General features: G+C 61.2%; 15 protein-coding genes and 2 pseudogenes. 2 read left to right on the top strand and 15 right to left on the bottom strand.

All coding sequences use genetic code 11. From position 1 onward, the window contains the following. The 12 genes from nuoE to FHT87_RS05710 all read right to left on the bottom strand — a co-directional run bounded on the left by nuoE (nt 1) and on the right by FHT87_RS05710 (nt 10,498). The gene (gene nuoE, locus FHT87_RS05765) at nt 1–510 is read right to left on the bottom strand and encodes an NADH-quinone oxidoreductase subunit NuoE (RefSeq protein ID WP_183726224.1); all 510 of its coding nucleotides are present in this window, start codon (nt 508–510) and stop codon (nt 1–3) included. Between the two features lie 16 nt (nt 511–526). Next, on the bottom strand, nt 527–1,741 hold the full coding sequence (gene nuoD, locus FHT87_RS05760) for an NADH dehydrogenase (quinone) subunit D (RefSeq protein ID WP_183800182.1): 1,215 nt from the start codon (nt 1,739–1,741) through the stop codon (nt 527–529). A gap of 28 nt (nt 1,742–1,769) precedes the next feature. Further along, nucleotides 1,770–2,306 (bottom strand): NADH-quinone oxidoreductase subunit C, encoded by a 537-nt coding sequence (locus FHT87_RS05755; protein WP_183726220.1) that lies wholly within the window; start codon nt 2,304–2,306, stop codon nt 1,770–1,772. Beyond that, nucleotides 2,303–2,806 carry an NADH-quinone oxidoreductase subunit NuoB gene (gene nuoB, locus FHT87_RS05750; RefSeq protein WP_183726218.1) on the bottom strand — a complete coding sequence of 168 codons (504 nt, stop codon included), beginning with the start codon at nt 2,804–2,806 and terminating at the stop codon, nt 2,303–2,305. Before nuoB ends, FHT87_RS05755 begins: the two co-directional genes overlap by 4 nt. After that, nucleotides 2,794–3,159 (bottom strand): NADH-quinone oxidoreductase subunit A, encoded by a 366-nt coding sequence (locus FHT87_RS05745; RefSeq protein ID WP_183800179.1) that lies wholly within the window; start codon nt 3,157–3,159, stop codon nt 2,794–2,796. The genes nuoB and FHT87_RS05745 overlap by 13 nt, the downstream gene beginning before the upstream one ends. A 128-nt stretch (nt 3,160–3,287) precedes the next feature. Then, the gene (locus FHT87_RS05740; RefSeq protein WP_183800176.1) at nt 3,288–4,727 is read right to left on the bottom strand and encodes an NADH-quinone oxidoreductase subunit N; all 1,440 of its coding nucleotides are present in this window, start codon (nt 4,725–4,727) and stop codon (nt 3,288–3,290) included. After that, on the bottom strand, nt 4,724–6,199 hold the full coding sequence (locus tag FHT87_RS05735) for an NADH-quinone oxidoreductase subunit M (RefSeq protein WP_183800173.1): 1,476 nt from the start codon (nt 6,197–6,199) through the stop codon (nt 4,724–4,726). The genes FHT87_RS05740 and FHT87_RS05735 overlap by 4 nt, the downstream gene beginning before the upstream one ends. 8 nt (nt 6,200–6,207) lie before the next feature. Then, nucleotides 6,208–7,983: a Na(+)/H(+) antiporter subunit D gene (locus FHT87_RS05730; protein ID WP_183800170.1), complete on the bottom strand. Its 1,776-nt coding sequence runs from the start codon at nt 7,981–7,983 to the stop codon at nt 6,208–6,210. After that, nucleotides 7,976–8,230 carry a hypothetical protein gene (locus FHT87_RS05725; protein ID WP_097615607.1) on the bottom strand — a complete coding sequence of 85 codons (255 nt, stop codon included), beginning with the start codon at nt 8,228–8,230 and terminating at the stop codon, nt 7,976–7,978. The genes FHT87_RS05730 and FHT87_RS05725 overlap by 8 nt, the downstream gene beginning before the upstream one ends. Next, complete coding sequence (locus FHT87_RS05720) at nt 8,227–9,690, bottom strand: monovalent cation/H+ antiporter subunit D family protein (RefSeq protein WP_183800167.1); 1,464 nt, start codon at nt 9,688–9,690, stop codon at nt 8,227–8,229. Before FHT87_RS05720 ends, FHT87_RS05725 begins: the two co-directional genes overlap by 4 nt. A gap of 5 nt (nt 9,691–9,695) precedes the next feature. Continuing rightward, nucleotides 9,696–9,998, bottom strand: a complete 303-nt coding sequence (nuoK, locus tag FHT87_RS05715) for an NADH-quinone oxidoreductase subunit NuoK (protein WP_007819572.1) — start codon at nt 9,996–9,998, stop codon at nt 9,696–9,698. After that, on the bottom strand, nt 9,998–10,498 hold the full coding sequence (locus FHT87_RS05710; RefSeq protein ID WP_183800165.1) for an NADH-quinone oxidoreductase subunit J: 501 nt from the start codon (nt 10,496–10,498) through the stop codon (nt 9,998–10,000). Before FHT87_RS05710 ends, nuoK begins: the two co-directional genes overlap by 1 nt. Before the next feature lie 514 nt (nt 10,499–11,012). Between FHT87_RS05710 and FHT87_RS05705 the strand changes: the two are divergent. Beyond that, nucleotides 11,013–11,135: pseudogene (locus FHT87_RS05705) on the top strand (ATP-binding cassette domain-containing protein); the annotation flags it as partial. A 75-nt stretch (nt 11,136–11,210) separates the two neighbouring features. Here the strand turns inward: FHT87_RS05705 and FHT87_RS05700 are convergent. Further along, a complete protein-coding gene (locus tag FHT87_RS05700; protein WP_183800162.1) occupies nt 11,211–13,280 on the bottom strand; it encodes a choice-of-anchor Q domain-containing protein in 2,070 nt (689 codons plus the stop codon). 417 nt (nt 13,281–13,697) lie between these two features. Here FHT87_RS05700 and FHT87_RS31125 point away from each other — a divergent pair. Beyond that, nucleotides 13,698–13,891, top strand: a pseudogene (locus tag FHT87_RS31125) (IS6 family transposase); the annotation flags it as partial. Between the two features lie 124 nt (nt 13,892–14,015). Here the strand turns inward: FHT87_RS31125 and FHT87_RS05695 are convergent. Beyond that, nucleotides 14,016–15,863 carry a hypothetical protein gene (locus FHT87_RS05695; protein ID WP_183800159.1) on the bottom strand — a complete coding sequence of 616 codons (1,848 nt, stop codon included), beginning with the start codon at nt 15,861–15,863 and terminating at the stop codon, nt 14,016–14,018. Continuing rightward, on the bottom strand, nt 15,860–16,894 hold the full coding sequence (locus tag FHT87_RS05690) for a Gfo/Idh/MocA family oxidoreductase (protein WP_183800156.1): 1,035 nt from the start codon (nt 16,892–16,894) through the stop codon (nt 15,860–15,862). Before FHT87_RS05690 ends, FHT87_RS05695 begins: the two co-directional genes overlap by 4 nt. Nucleotide 16,895 lies beyond the last annotated feature (1 nt).

The raw sequence follows: 16,895 nt of genomic DNA, 5'->3' as shown, positions 1-16,895 counted from the left end.
CTACTCCCCCGGCAGCCGCGCAGAGGCGTGCTCGGCGCTCGCCGCTCCCGCTGTCGCCCGCAGGCTGTCCAACAGTGCGTTTATCCGCGCCACATCAAGGTCGCCGTGGTAATCGTCGCCGACTTGCATCACCGGAGCCATCTCGCAGGCGCCGAGGCATTCGACGGTCGAAAGCGTAAACAGCCCGTCCGGGGTGGTGCCGCCTTTCCTGATCCCCAGCACCGTTTCCAGATGGTTTAGCAGTTCCTCTGATCCGCACAGCATGCAGGAAACATTGTCACAGAGCTGCAGGTGGAACATCCCCACCGGCTCGGTGTGGAAGAGGGTGTAGAAAGTCGCCAACTCGTAGACCCAGATCCGCTCGACTCCGAGAATGTCGGCGACCTCTTCCAGCACTGGCCCAGGCAGATGGCCATGTTCTTCCTGCGCGATCAGGAGCGCGGGCATGATCGCAGAGCGCTGGTCGGGATAGCGCGCCGCCGCCTCTTCGATCTTTTCGCGCATGGTCATCGCATTCAAATCCTTGCTACTTGTCCACCTCCGCCATCACAGGGTCGAGGCTGCCGAGCACGGCGATCATGTCCGCCAGATAGCGGGCGTTGGTGACCCCGAAGAGGGCCTGAAGATTGACGAACGAGGGTGCCCGCACCTTCATGCGGAATGGTTTTGGCGACCCGTCGCTGATGATGTAGAAGCCAAGCTCGCCCTTTGGCGCCTCGATCGCCGAATAGACCTCGCCCTTCGGCACCTTGAAGCCGTAGGCCGACAGGTCGAAATGCTGGATCAGCGCCTCCATCGAGCAATGCACCCGATCCTTGTCCAGCGGGAAGGCGATTGTCGGCATGTCGATCTGGAACGGCCCCTCGGGCATCTGGTCGATGCATTGTTCGATGATCCCCATGCTTTCGCGCATTTCGTCGACGCGGCATCGCCAGCGTGCGTAGCAATCGCCTTCGTTACGGGTAATGACGTTGAAATCGAGCCGGTCGTAGATCTCGTAGGGCTCATCGCGGCGGATGTCCCAGTCGACACCGGAAGCACGCAGGTTCGGGCCGCTGAGGCCGAGATCGACAGCATCCTCGGCGGAGATCACGCCGATCCCCTTCGTGCGATTGAGAAACACCCGGTTATCTTCGAGCAGTCGCTCATAGTCGCGGATCCGGTTCGGGAAGATGTCGCAGAATTCCCGGATCTTGGGGAAGAACCCGTCAGGCAGGTCCTCGCGCACCCCGCCGACCCGGCAGAAGGACGTGTGCATGCGCGCACCGGTGATCATTTCCAGGAGGTCCATGATCATTTCGCGCTCGCGCATGACGTAAAGCAATGCGGTCATGGCGCCGAGATCCATCGGCAGCGCGCCCGTGATCAGGAGGTGACCGGAGATCCGTGCCAGCTCGGCCATCATCACGCGGATATATTGCGCCCGGATCGGCGCTTCTATGCCGAGGAGTTTCTCCACCGCCAGCGCGAAGGCGAGGTTGTTAGAGGGCGGACAGAGATAGTCGAGCCGGTCCGTCAGCGGGAAAATCTGGGTATAGGTGAAGCTCTCCGCCAGTTTTTCGGTGCCGCGATGGAGGTAGCCGATATGCGGATCGACGCGCTCGACGAACTCGCCGTCCAGTTCGAGGACGAGCCGAAGAACCCCATGGGTGCTGGGGTGCTGCGGACCGAGGTTGAGAAGCACTTCCCTGGTCTTGAGCGCTTCACCCTCAGGCCTGCTGAGTTCGGTGACTTCGGTCATTTCAACGTTCCGGCGTAGACGGCCTCCCTTACGGAATGTCCCTGGTGGCAAGGTCGGGCTGCGTTGGCGGCGGACCTTCGGCACCGAAGGGGTTCAACTTGTCCTTATAGCCCCTTAAGGGGAAATCCTTGCGCTGGGGAAAGCCCTCGAAGCCTTCCCACATGTAGATCCGGCGCAGATCGGGATGTCCCGCAAACCGGATGCCATACATGTCCCAGGCCTCACGCTCATGCCAGTTGGCGGTGCGCCAGACTCCCGTGACCGAAGGCACTTCAGGAGGATCGCCAAGCCGGCACTTGATGCGGATCCGCCACCTGTTGGGCAGCGAATAAAGATGGTAAACTGCCTCGAACCGCGGCGTTTCGGGATAGTGATCGACCCCGCAAATGTCCGAGAGGAAATTGAATTGCAGCGCCGGATGCTCTTTCAGGAACCGGCAGAACTCGACGATCCTTGCGGGCGGAATGGCAAAAGCATCGATACCGTGCGCAGTGCCGAGGTCCTCGATTGTTTCTCCGAAGCGCTCCAGGATCGGAGCGCGATTGAGGGACGGCTCCACACTCATGACGCTATAACCCGATCCAGAGGTGTGCCGGCGAGCGACCGGGACCTCTTGATCTTTTCTTGAAGCAGGAGGAAGCCGTGCATCAGCGCCTCGGGCCGGGGCGGACAGCCAGGCACATGCACATCGACGGGCACGAAGGTCTCCGATCCCTGCACCACGGCATAGGTGTTGTAGACCCCGCCCGAAATAGCGCAGGTACCCATGGCGATCACCCAGCGCGGTTCCGGCATCTGGTCATAGAGCCGCCGCACGACGGGCGCGAATTTCCGTGTCACGGTGCCGGCGATGATCATGACGTCGGATTGTCTCGGCGAAGGGCGGAAGACCACGCCGAACCGGTCGAGATCGTAGCGGGCGCAACCGGCCGAGATCATCTCGATGGCGCAGCAGGCAATGCCGAAGGTCTCCGGCCACAGCGCCGATCTCCGGCTCCAACTGATGATGCTGTCGGCCGTGGTGAACAGCACGCTGTCGCGGATCGCGTTGTTTACGCCTCCCATTCCAGCGCTCCTTTCAGCCAAGCATAGGCGAAGCCCACGAGAAGCAGCAATATGAAGATGAACATCTCGATATAGCCGACCAGCCCGATCTCTTTCAGGACGACGGCCCAGGGAAAGAGGAACATCGCTTCGACATCGAAAACGACCAGCAGGATCGCGAGGATAAAGAACGGCACCCTGAAGCGGCCCACCGCCGCCTCGCCCGCTGCGTCCATGCCGCATTCATAGGGCATGTTCTTGGCAGGATAGGGATTGGATGGGCGCAGCAGCGAGGAAACGAACAATGTCACCCCCGCCACCAGAACGACTCCGGCGACCATGAAAAGAACCGGCAAGAATTCCATTGCAGTCATATCACTGCACCGGTTGCCCACCGACCTCATTCCGAAGGGGTAAATCGGTCACGCGCTGCGCGACTTGGGCAATCCTTTCTCTGCCTGCAAGTTTATTCCGTCGGTGTGATCATTGCAAATCCAATCGCTCACCCGCCAAAGACCGAGCCTTGGGCAAGCTTCAGAAACCACGACGGAAACAGGCCGATGCCGATGGTGCCGGCAGCGGTGATGGCGAGCGTCGCGCCCACCAGAGGCGTCAGCGCCGGGGTGAACGCCCTCTTCGGCTCGCGCATGTAGATCACCATGACGATGCGGATGTAGAAATAGGCGGCGATGGCGCTGAGCAGCACTGCGATGACCGCCAGCATGACGAAACCATGCTCGACGAGAGCGACCAGCACGTAAAACTTGGCGAAAAACCCGGCCGTCGGCGGAATGCCGGCCAACGAGAAGAGATAGAGCAGCATCAGAAGCGCCAGTCCCGGATGTGACTTGGCGAAACCCGCATAGTCTTCGATGACCTCGCCCGAGAAATCGCCGTTCCGCATCATGATGACGGTGGCAAAAATGCCGAGATTCATGAAAGCGTAGATCAGCAGATAGAGCATCACGCTGGCGATCCCATCGGCGCCTCCGGCGGCCACGCCGAAAATGGCGAAGCCGGCATGGGCGATGCTGGAATAGGCCAGGAGACGCTTGAAATTATCCTGGACCAGCGCCACGAAGCTGCCGAGCGCCATCGTCACCACCGCAATGACGGCGAGGATGATCCAGACGTTTGAGGCTGCGACCAGAGGGTTGAGGAACACCCGCAGGATCACCGCGAACCCTGCCGCCTTGGGGCCTACCGACATGAAGGCGGTGATCGTCGTCGGAGCGCCTTCGTAGACGTCCGGCACCCACATATGGAAGGGAACCGCGCCGACCTTGAAGACCAGTCCCGCGACGATGAAGACCACCGCCAGCAGCAATCCGGGATCGAGCGGATCGCCGGTCACGGCCGCAGCCATCCCGTCCAGTTGCGTTGTGCCGGTGAGCCCGTAGACCAGCGAAACGCCGTAGAGGAAAATCCCGGTCGAGACCGCGCCAAGGATTACGTATTTCAGCGCTGCTTCGTTCGACCGCCGCTCACGCCGCAGGAAGCCGGTCAGCACATAGGTGCAAATCACCATCAGTTCGAGGCCCACATAGATCGACAGGAGATCGGTCGCCGAGGCCATGATCATCATGCCCGAAAGCGCGAAGAGCAGCAGGACATAGTATTCGCTGCTCCCGATCCCTTCGATATCGGCATATTTTTGCGAAAGGAGGAATGTCAGAACGGTGGCCAGGTAGAAAGCGAACTTGAAGAAGACCGCGAAGCGGTCGGCGATGAACATGCCCGCGTAGGCCGGCCGCACTTCGCTCGCCAGCATGAGTGTCGCCAAGGCGGCAATCAACACGATCGCGACCGACGCCCAGACAAGGAAATGTTCCTGTCTCCTTCGCACAAACTGTCCCAGGATCAGCAGGATGCAGGCGCCGGTGATCACCACGATCTCGGGCAGGCTCGCCAGGGCCGACTGGAAAAGCGTGGTGGCGGTCATTGGCCGGTCCCTCTGCTCTGCACGTGCGTCAGCAGATGTTTCACCGAGGCATCGATGATGTTGAGAAAGGGTCTCGGATAGAGCCCGACCCAGAATACGAAGACGGCCAGCGGCAGGATCGCGGCCATCTCACGGGCGTTCACGTCGCGTATCTTCAGACGGGCGCCGACGCTAGCCGGGCCAAGCGCGACTTTCCCATACATGCCGAGCAGATAGGCAGCCCCCAGCAATGCGCCCAAAACGGCGGCCGAGCCGGCGACCAGGTTGGCCGCAAATCCGCCTGACAGCACCAGCAACTCGCCCACGAACGAATTCGTTCCCGGCAGCGCCATCGAGGACAGGGTAAACAGTGCCAGAAACGTGGTGTAGACCGGCACCACCTTCATCAACCCGCCATAGTCGGCGATGCTGCGGGTATGGGTCCGCTCGTAAATCAGCCCGACGAACAGGAACAGGGCGCCTGTCGTCACGCCGTGATTGAACATCTGCAGGATGCCGCCCTCGAGCCCGCGGAGGTTCAGCGCAAAAATCCCCAGCGTCACGAAGCCCATGTGGCTGATGCTGGAATAGGCCACCAGCTTCTTCAGATCGTCCTGCGCCAGCGCGAGCAACCCGCCATAGACGATCGCAAGCCCCGAAAGCGCCAGCATCAGCGTCGAATAATACATCGATGCCTCCGGCAGCATCGGCAGCGAGAACCGCAGGAATCCGTAGGCGCCCATCTTCAGGAGTACTCCGGCAAGGATAATGCTGCCCGCCGTCGGCGCCTGCACATGGGCGTCCGGAAGCCAGGTATGGACCGGCACCATCGGCACCTTCACTGCAAAAGCGATCAGGAAGGCGAAGAACAGCCAGGACTGGATCCGGAACGGCAAATCCTGCTCTGTCAAAGCGAGGATATCGAAGGTCCTGCCACCGTAGAAATAGAGCACGATGACACCGATCAGGAACAGGAGGCTGCCCGCCAGCGTGTAGAGGAAAAACTTGATCGCCGCATAGACCCGACCCTCGCCGCCCCAGACACCGATGATGAGGTACATCGGGATCAGCATTGCTTCCCAAAAAACGTAGAAGAGGAACAGATCGAGCGCGCAGAAGACCCCGAGCATCAGCGCCTGCATGGAGAGCAGACTGATCATGAATTCCTTCACCTTGCGGTCGATCGCGACCCAGGAGGCGAGCACGCAGATCGATCCCAACAGTGCGGTCAGGAACACGAAGAGCGCGCTGATTCCGTCGATGCCAAGCGCATAATTGATCCCGAGCGCGGGCACCCACGGGTGCGTCTCGGTGAACTGCATGGCATGGGTCGTGGTGTCGAAGCCGACCAGCATGGCGATGCAGAGAGCAAGGTCGAGGACGGTAAAAGAGAGGGCAGTCCACCGCGCCGCATCGTCACCGCGCAGGAACATCAGAACCGCAGCCCCGACGACGGGTGTGAATATGATGAAGCTGAGCAGCGGGAAGCCCATGGCACCCCCTACCGCCACGCCACGACGAAGACGACGGTGGCTGCGATCAGACCGGCGACCATCGCCAGCACGTAATGGGTCACGACACCCGTCTGGAGCCGCCTGAGCCGCCCGCCGCCGTGCAGGATCGAGTGGGCAATGCCATTCACCACGGCATCCACGCCGGCAAGGTCGAGCCGGAGGCCTGCCCGCGCCGCGCCGTGCAGCAAGGGCAGCGCCGCGGTCTCGGAGACATTGCTCACCGCCTGCTCATAGCGCGCCAGCGGCCTTTCGGCGAGCCACATGAAGGCCCGCGCACCCTTGCGATAAAACCAGTCGGTGTCGAGGCTGATCGTGTTCTCGGGATCGAGCGCCCAGAGGAACAGCACGAACCCCAGGGCGGTGAACATCAAGAGCCCGAGGCTCTCCATGACATGCTGGCCCGTATAGGGTTCGAAATCCACCGGATAGGGCAGAAGCGCATAAAGCGGCTGGGGGAACACCCCGATCGCAATGCAGAGCACCGCCGCCATGCCCATGGCAATCAGCATGTTGCGCGGCGGCTCCCGCGCCTCCAGTTTCCGGTCCGTCCCGAAGAACATGTAATAGGGAAGCTTGAGGCCAGTGTGCAGGAACGTCCCGGACGATGCCATCGTCAGTGCCAGCACCACCAGCGCGCGGTGATCCGCTCCGGCGGCCGCTATCACCATCGACTTGGTGACGAAACCCGAGAAGAACGGAAACGCCGAGATCGCGAAGGCGCCGACCATGTAAAGCGCCACGGTCAGCGGCATGGTCTTGTAAAGCCCGCCGAGCTCGGTGAGCTTGCGTCGGCCGGTGACGTAGATGACTGCCCCGGCACCCATGAACAGCAGCGCCTTGTAGAGGATATGCGCGAAGGCGTGGCTGGCGGCTCCGTTCACTGCCATCTCGGTCCCGATGCCGATACCCGCGATCATATAGCCCACCTGGCTGACGATGTGATAGGCGAGAAGCCGCCGGCAATCGTTCTCCAGCACCGCGTAGATGACGCCGTAGAGCGCCATGATGGTGCCGAGCCAGACCAGGAGCTCGGTCCCCGGAAACGCCCGCGCCAGCACATAGACGGCGGTCTTGGTGGTAAAAGCGCTCATGAACACCGCACCGGTGACGGTCGCCTCCGGATAGGCATCGGTCAGCCAGGCATTGAGCGGCGGCACGGCCGCGTTGAGGATGAAGCCGGCAAGGATCAGGTAGTCGCCGACCCCCATTCCCCCGTTGGTGAGGCCGCCCGCGATCGGGCCGAAAAGCAGTGAACCGGTGGCGAGCCCGTGGGAAATGATGCCGCCGAGCAGGACGACGCCGCCGGTAATATGGACCATGAGATAGCGGAATCCGGCCCGGATCGCCGGCCCACCACGCTGCGCGAAGACCAGATAGGCGGAAGCGAATGCCATGCCCTCCCAGAACAGGTAGAGAGTCAGGTAGTCGCCGGCAAACACCACGCCAAGCGCGCTGCCGACATAGACGAATGCCGCCACGTGCTGGCCGGCATCCGTCAGGTGCAGCGCGTAGACCATGCCGATCAGTGCCATGATGGTGAAAACGGCGGCGAAGACGATGCTGAGCTTGTCCACCTTCGCAATCAGGATCTCCTGCCCGATAAACCGTGCCTCGCCATAGCTGCCCGGCTCCATCGCAAGCACGGCAAGGATCGCCAGCGCAGGAATCAGAAGCAGATAGGCCTTGCGGACCGACCCGCCGAGGAAAGGGATCGGCAGGGCGCCAAGAATAAAGAGCAGAGCCGGATGGATGAAGTCAGTCATAGTAGTCCTCGCGCCGCATCAGCCCGACCCGATGGCCGAGAAACTTGGAAACGAAGATAAGCAGGACGCAAGAGACGAAGCCGTAGACGGCGGACCAGCCCGGCAGGCTGTCCCACAGATATTCGGCGTGTTCGCGCAAGACCAGAAAGTCGGCGACGACGATCAGGACGAGCACGAGGTAGAACAATCGGCGGCGCGGCCTCGCATATTGTTCGTCACCAAAGAAGTCTACGACACGCTTGATCATCGGATCACTCCGTCTGCCAGGGTGAGAAAATAGCCCGGGAAAATGCCCATCAGCACCGACAGGATCGCCGTCGCGACCAGCGGAATCGTGACCAACGGAATTTCACGGACCGTCGTCCGGCTCTCCTGCCTCTCCGCCTGGAAGAAGGCGGCATAGCTGACCGGCAGGAAATAGGCGGCGTTCAGAACCGAGCTCACCAGGAGCACGACCAGGAACGCGATCTCTCCCGCCGCCACGGCGCCCTCCGCCAGATACCACTTGCTGACGAAGCCCGCGGTTGGCGGCACGCCAATCATGCTGAGCGACGCGATGAAGAATGCCCCCATCGTCCAGGGCAGCCTGCGGCCGATACCGGCCATGTCGCTGATGTTACGCTTGCCGGACGCGCAATAGATCGACCCGGCGCAGAAAAAGAGCGTGATCTTGGAGAAAGCGTGCGCCGCGATGTGGATGATCCCGCCGACCATCGCGACCGGCGATAACAGAACCGCGCCCAGCACGATGTAGGAGAGCTGGCTGACCGTCGAATAGGCGAGCCTGGCCTTCAGGTCGTCCCGCGTCAGGGCGTAAACCGACGCCATCAGGATTGTGAACGAAACCAGGTAGGCCGTGGCGATGCCGAGGCCCAGCCCACCCACCAGCCCCGTGCCGAAGACATGGAACACCACCCGCAGCACGCAGAACACGCCCATCTTGACCACCGCCACTGCATGCAAGAGCGCGCTGACCGGTGTCGGCGCGACCATCGCGGCGGGCAGCCAGGCGTGCATCGGCATCACGGCGGCCTTGGCGAAGCCGAAAAGATAACAGAAATAGACGACCGTCAGCAGCGCCGCCGAGGCATCACTCCCCCCCAGCAGCCCCCCCGCGACAAAGTCGAGCGAACCCGCAATATGGTAGGTCAGCGCCAGTGCGGCGAGCAGCGCGCTTTTCGAGGCGCCCATCAGATAGACGAGGTACTTGCGGCTGCCCGTCCATCCCTCTTCGTCTTCGTGGTGATAGACGAGCGGATAGGTAACGAGGCTGAGCACTTCGTAGAAGATCACCAGTGTAAACAGATTGGCGGCGAAGGCGCCCCCGGCAGCCGCTGCAAGACTGCTTGCGAAGCAGGCGAAGAACCGGGTCTGCGCGTGTTCGTTCAAATGCCGCATGTAGCCGATGGAATAGATCGCCGCGACGATCCACAACAGCGACGAGACGGTGGCAAACACCATGCCGAGCGCATCGACCCGGAAAGCAAAGTCGATCCCCGGCAGAATCTCGAACAGGCGCAATTCGACCGTCCCGCCCGACAGCACCGTGGGCGCCATCGACACGACAATTACGAACATCGCGATCGCGGCCAACGGCGACACCAGATCGCGAAGTCTCTCGCGATTGTTCAAAAGGAGAACTGCAAGGGCCGCCAGACCGGCGACGGTAATGGCAAGCAACGGCCGGATCGATACAACCGGGTCCAAAGCCGCTATCCTTTCATCACCGTCACGTCGTCGACCTTGAGGGTGGATTTGTTCCTTACGAGGGCGACCAGGATACCGAGGGCGACGGCAACTTCCGCCGCGGTAATTGCGATGACGAAGATCGCGAAGATCTGCCCGCGGAAATCGGCATGGTAACGCCCGAAAGCGATGAAATTGATGTTGACCGAGTTGAGCAGCAGCTCCAGCGACATCAGTACGACCAGAATATTGCGCCTGAGCAGCACGCCGGCCGCTCCGATCACGAACAGGACCACTCCGAGCACAATATACCACCAGAGCGGAACCATCACCCCTGCTCCTTCCGTGCCAGCATGATGGCGCCGACCAGGGCCGCGAGCAGGATTACTGAGGCGGTTTCAAACGGCAGGAGGTAGTCGGCAAAAAGTGCTGTGCTGAGTTGCCTGACGTCATCGCCGCCGCCCATGGCGGCGGGCTCCATGACCGAAAAGCGGTCGCTCCAGAGCACCAGTACGAGCATCTCGACCCCGAGCAGGACGAGCAGTACCAGAGCCGGGAGGTTGCCGCCCGGCAAGAACCGCTGCAACACCGCCTCGCGCACATCGATCATCATGATCACGAACAGGAACAGGACCATGATCGCGCCGACATAGACGAAGATCTGGATGACCGCGAGCAACGGTGCCTCGAGCAGGACGAAGATTGCCGAGATCTGCAGGAAACACGCCATCAGCGCCAATGCGCTGTGAACCGGATTACGCGCCAGGACCACCGTCAGCGCCGTGATCACGGATACCGCAGCGAACAGAAGAAAGAACCCCTGATCCATCGACGCCGATCCTCCGACGCGAACTGTCACCCGGCGCGAGACGGCCGGATTTGAGATTGCGCCGCAACTTCAGATGCGTTCACAAATTGTGCCCTAGTATCGGATTTTTCACAAGATTATTGTCATCGGCGCAGCAAAACAGACCAGTCCGGATGTGGCGAAGGCCGCTCGCGAACCCACGCGCTCGATAGCGCCATAGCAAGCGGGGATCTGGCGTGGCTGTTAGGGTCAGACGTTCCGGCCGACTGGAGGGGTATCGGTCGGACTTCCTTGCGGGAGGCAGCAGCTTCTTGCGTCCGCCGACTGAAAGGGCTTCCAAGCGACGACGGAGCATAAATCTGATTAGGTGGCGAATAGCTCACCCGATTTTACTGCCCTATAGGCAAATGGCCGGGCCTGTCGGTGCCGAGTTTTGTTACGGCGTAGTGGGAAGTTACTTCCAAATAGCACCGCTTGCTCCGCCCGAAGTTACAAGCCTCTGTGGCTCCAGGCCCGTGCCGACGCGTCGGCCGCGATCATCAAAGACGTAAACTTCGACTTGAAGCCGGGCGAGGCGCTCGCGATCCTTGGTCCAAGCGGTTCGGGAAAATCATCTCTGGCAAGGCTGCTCGCGGGGGTGGCCGAGCCTGCCGGCGGCGCTCCGCCGCCGCCATCTTTCCGTGTTGTCAGCACGATTGTTGCGGCGATCGGACGACCGCCGCAACGAGTATGGTTACAGGAGAAAATCGCCTGACCCCAGGTGGACGAGGCCCTGCAGCTGAATCTCGAAGTCATGAACGCCGTCGCCGTTCAGGTCGCCCTGGATAACGGTCGTATCGCTCGCGGTTCCAGCGCGGTCATCATAGTGCCAGGCGAGCGCGCCGGCCTTCTTGTCGAAAAGGGCATTTTCCTGCGCCTGGAAATGGAAGGTTCCATTGCCCGCCGCAGAGCCATTCGCATCGATCGCCGAGATGTCGATCTTATCGACGCCGTGCTGGAAGTCGGTGATGAAGTCGCGGGTCGAGCCGGACCCGGCTTCCGCCGCTGTCTTGAAGATAAACGTATCCGCGTCGGCACCACCGGTCATCATGTCCTTTCCGGCGCCACCGATGAGGAGGTCCTTTCCGGCGCCACCGTCCAGCTTGTCCGCGCCAGCCCCGCCATTGAGAACGTTGCTGCCGCTATTGCCTCTCAGCACGTCGTTGTAGCTGGAGCCCGTCACGTTTTCGATGCTGACGAACTTGTCACCGGCGGCATGCCCGCCCGATGCGGCCCCAGTCGCCAGGTTGACGCTGACCGCGCCGGAGCCCGCATAGCTGGCCGTGTCACTGCCAGTACCGCCGTCGAGCACGTCCGCGCCGGCGCCGCCCTTCAACACGTCATTACCGCCGAGACCCTTGTAGGTTTCGTTGCCGCCGTTGGACTGGCCGCTAAGTGGCATGGTGTCGTTGCCGGCGGTGCCGGTATAGACCTTCGTGCCCGTGGTTGGAGTCGACGGTTGCGTCGGCGTGGTTGGCTCACCCGAAGTCGGCGGCGTGGTTGGCGTTCCCGACGTCGGCGGCGTGGTCGGCTCGCCCGATGTCGGCGGCGTGGTTGGCGTCGACGGTGCTGAGCTGGAGCCCGATTCAAAGGCACCCATATCGACGGTTCCAACGACGCGATGGTCGCCGTCGAGATCGGTCGCGCTGACGCCGTACTTGCTGGTTCCGTGGTCGATCGCCGCCGAGCCGGAGGCGAGGTGGAAGTCGCCGTTCGCTGCGGCTACGAATTTCGGGTCGACGCCGAGCTGGTTGCCGTTCGCCGTGCTTGGCATCGCGTTGCCGCCGTCGGTCTTGACCGAGGCCTGGCCGGCGGTGCCGTTATAGGTGGTGTTGTTGGCCCAGACGACGTTGCTGTTGACGTAGCCGTTGGTCGACGTGTTATCGATCGCGGTGTTGTTCTTGTTCACCGATGGGTCGGCTACGGCGATGTTGTTGACCCAGGTGTTGTTGCTCGACTGCGCGTTGCTGAGCTCACCGCGCCAGGTGCCGGTGTTCAGCGGGTCCTGATTGTTGTGGTATGCGGTGTTGTTCGACACAGTGACGGAGTCGCTCCAGGTAACCTGGATGCCTTTGCCGCCGTTCCCGTAGACGAGGTTGTTGTCGACCAGGGTCTTGAATGTGTAGTTCGGATGACCGTCCGCCTGCGTGCTCTGGAAATCGTCGATGATGATGCCGTTGCCATCGGTGTGCTCACCCGACTTCGTGATGTTGTCGTGGGAGATGTTATTGCGCACGATGTTCCGGTAGCCGTCCGTCGAGGTATCGCCGGTGATGTTCCGGTTCTGGTAGATCGAGATGCCCGAGAACCAGCCCGACGACGCGTTATGATAGGTCTCGTTCCCCTCGACTCTGACGAAGTCCGCCCCGTTGAACTGAATGCCCGATTCCCCGGCGTCGTGAACCTTGTTGTTGAGAACCGAGACGTGATGGACGTTGTTCGCTTCGATACCGTCGCCGGGGCCGCCCTTGATGTCGAAGCCATCGATTGTCACGTAGTTGGCGTTGACGCTGATGGCGTTGTACGAGCCCGCGGGCGGCCGGATCAGTGCCGCGCCGGGCACTTCAGAGCGCAGCGTGATGTCGCCTGCCGCCGAGCCGTCCTTGTCGATGTTGATGGCCTCGTTGTAAGTCCCCGGCTTCACGACAACCTCGTCGCCGGGCTTAAGGTTCGACGACATCGCATCGCTAATAGTGCGAAAAGGAGAGGTGGCACTTCCGTTGCCGCCGCTGCTGCCTGTCGTCGCTACGTAGTATGTCGTCATGGTCTTGTTCCTCAACCGTTAGCGTTGTGTTTGCCGGTTACTATTTGTAGTTAATCAGCCGTTACGGCGGCAGGTTATAGGGCGACGTTTTGGATGGCGCAACAGCAACGCGACAGTAAGTGCTTGAGAAGCATAGCCTTATTGCTGCCACAATATCCGAATCGATCCGAAGTTACGTTTTGAAATACTTGGTGAAATTCGGATGCCAAAATTGAGACAATATTTATGTCTCGCACGCCGCGAATAATTCTTTCCGCAACTATAGCGATATGCGCGCACTGAAAACATTAGAAAAATATGATGGACGTGCCCGGATTCCTCTTGCCAGAGGCGGAATCGACATTTTTTGCTGAATTTAACGATTTTTGGCAGCGTCGGCTTACCAATTGGCACTAATCGAGAGGGCAATGGGAGGGCATGATCGTAGCCGATTCGAGCAAATCCATTGCGCGGCATTTCAAGCGCCACTGCTTTTGCGCCGAGATCATCGGGCATGCGGTGCGACTATATTTTCGGTTTCCGCTGCGCCTGTGTCATGTCGAGAATCTGCTTGCCGAGCGTGGTATCGATGTCTCGTTCCAGACCATGTCCGAGGGGCGACCACATTCGGCCGCGCCCCGGCACATATCGCTCCTACCCTCGCCCTCAGGCAGCCGGGCGATAAACCGAAGACGCTCCTCCTTGACGCACCACGGGTGCTATTGCCCAAGGGTCTGCGGGGGGAAACCGAAAGCCCTAAACGGCGAGGCTGATCGAGGCCGTACCAAACGGTGCGAGTGCCATGCTCCTGCCTTGCGAGGCCGACCCAAAGGCACTGATATCGATGCTTTGCTCTTCGGCCGTCAGATTGAGGATATGCACAGTCGAGCCTGACTGGAAGGCCAATACCTCCGATGGATGCGAAGACCTGCAGCCATTCCAGGCTGATCCGGCAAGGCCGGACAGCAGCTTCACGGTGTTGAAAAGCGGGCGATTGCCGCCTTCTTCCGTTGGCTCTGCCTTACCGGCAACAAGGCCGAAGGGGCCGGTGAGCGCTGAAAGCGTCAGGCATTCGATGTTGGCATCGAGCACACGGATGGCGTAACCGAGCGCGAACGCCTCCGCGAAGCGGCCGTTGTGGCGCGGGTCGCGGTTTGCCATGGGAATGCGGGAGCCGGCGGGGTTGTCCATCGTGCGGCTGCCATAGGGGTTCTGGCGCATGGGAATGGTCGAAGGGCCGATCCGGTAGGGCTTGTCGCCGTAGATGGCGCGCACCGAGCGCGTGATGAAGGGCAGCGCTTCCAGGGTCTGCATGACGCTCAGATCATCGGCGGCATGGACGATCGGATTGGTGCAATGGCTGATGAAGCCGAGGCGATCGGCGGGTACGCGCTTGCGATTGAGCTCGGTGAAATAGCTGAGCATGCCGCCGCCGATGCGGATGCCGGCAAAGGCCGCGTGTGCTGCGGCATAGACCTCTTCCAGCGGCGGGCATTCCGGCCATTTGCTGCCGGGTGGCGTCGACTGCCGGTCAACGGAGGGCGAGATCAGGATTGCGTCCGGGTGGAAGCCCGCAGCCTGCATCTGCCTGGCAATCTCGGCGGTTTCGGCGGCTGGTGTTTGCTTGCAGGGAAGGGCGATCTCCAGCGTCGATCGTCCGCGGTGAAGCGCGGCAACCGCGGCAAAATCCTTCAAGGCCTCAGTGCCGTGCCCGGCATTGGGGTCGAAGTGGAAAAGCAGTTCCTGCGGCGCGATGTCGGACAGGAGGTCACGGGCAGCAAGCACCGCTTTGGCTTCATCAGGCGTAACGACCACGCCTATGTCAGGCATGGTGCCGCTGCGATCGCCCGGTTCGAGCTTGATGGTGCGCTCAGCGCTGTCGGCTGCCGTCGTCTTTCCGCTTCTCGTATCGCGGATGGCAAGGACGATCCTTTGGCGCACCGGTTCGTTTGCGGCAATCTGGTAGGGCCAGGGCAGGGCCAGTGGCCGCACATAGGTCTTGTAGGAAGCGTCCGACCAGTTGCGCTGGTCTTCCATCTCGAACGTATCGCCTTCCATGCGGCATTCGGCTGAAACGTCCGGCAGCACCTGATGGGTGATCGCCCGCATATCCTTGAAGGGCTGCCAGGGCTCGATCTGGTCGGGAAAGCGCGTTTCGTTCACGCTGCCATCGACATGCTCGACCTTGGCAGAGCGTCCGGCAAGGCCGACGATCGGATGCAGGATGCAGAAACCGCAGCGATTGGTTTCGAAACCGGTCGGCGAGAGCGCTCCGGCTTCGAAGATCAGTTCATGCTCCGTTGCCGCAATATGCACCGAAATGGCAAGCCTGCTGTCCTCGGGTCCCCGGCAATGCGCGACATAACGGGCGGAAAAGGCACCGTTGCCCTGCTCGATCCAGAGGTTCTCGATATCAGGACTATAGGTGCCCCAGTCGCGGTCACGCACCAGATAGGAAACGGCACGCAGTACCTCGACGCCGCCATAGCGGATTGTCCGCAGATTGCCCTTTGCGAGATCGGCTGAGAGGCGTCCGGCAGTTAGGCGGACCGGATGCTCTTCGGCCTCATGCGTGCCATAGAGAGCGAAGGCGTCCATCGTCATTTCAGCATCGCCTCCACGTCGATTGTCTTGCCTGATGCCGCACTGTCATAGGCCGCTTCAACGAGGGCGAAGGTCTTGAGGTTGTCGGCGCCTGAGGTTGCCGGCTCACCGCCGTTCTTCAGCCGGTCGACCCAGTGCTCCTGGATTGCATAGACGCTTTCCTGAATATTGTGCCAGGGACGCGATGCCCAGGAGAGTAGCTGCGGCGATGCATCGGATACGACCGTGCCGGCCGCGTTGGTGACCTCGAGCCGGTAGCCGACAGAAAGGCGGATCGTTCCGTCGGTGCCGTCGAGCTCGATCAGCGTTTCCGGGAAAGGCTCCGTGCCAAGCTTCGTCGCGTAGCTGACGTCGACGACCGACGTCGCGCCGCTCTCGTGGTCGAGCAGGATCGTCGCGACGTCCTCGCCCTTGATCTTTGGATTGACGCGATTGGTGCGGGCCGTCAGCGTTTTCACGTCGCCGAGGATGAAGCGGGCGATATCGAGCGTGTGGATGCCGAGATCCTCGATGATGAAACGTTCGCCTTCGGCAAGATAGGGCTGGCCCGAAAAGACGTCATACCCGGAGCGAAAGGAGAAGCGGCCCCAGAAGGGCGTGCCGATCGCCTTGTTGTCGAGAAGCCGGCGGACAGCCTGGATCGGCGTCTGCCAGCGGAAATTTTCATGCACCATCAGTGGAATTCCCGCCTTCCGGCAGGCTTCGACCATCGCCTTGGCATCAACAAGCGTCTTGGCGAAGGGTTTTTGGCAGATGGCGGGGATCTTGTGGCTGGCTGCCATCTCCACCAGCACCCGGTGGCTTTGTACCGTGGTGGCGATATCGACGAAATCGAAGCCGCCATCGGCAAACATGGCTGCGGCATCCATGTAGCGCCGCTCGATGCCGAACTGCTCACCGACAATCTTCAGCCGCTCCGGGTCGCGGTCGCAGATCGCCACGATCGCGGCACCATCGACATCCTTCCATGCATGCATCTGATTGATCGCAAAGAAGCCGCAACCGATCAACGCACCTTTCAAGTCAGCCATT

This window comes from Rhizobium sp. BK316, assembly GCF_014193695.1.
Classification (GTDB): Bacteria; Pseudomonadota; Alphaproteobacteria; order Rhizobiales; family Rhizobiaceae; genus Rhizobium.
This window is presented reverse-complemented; position numbering and strand designations above follow the sequence as displayed.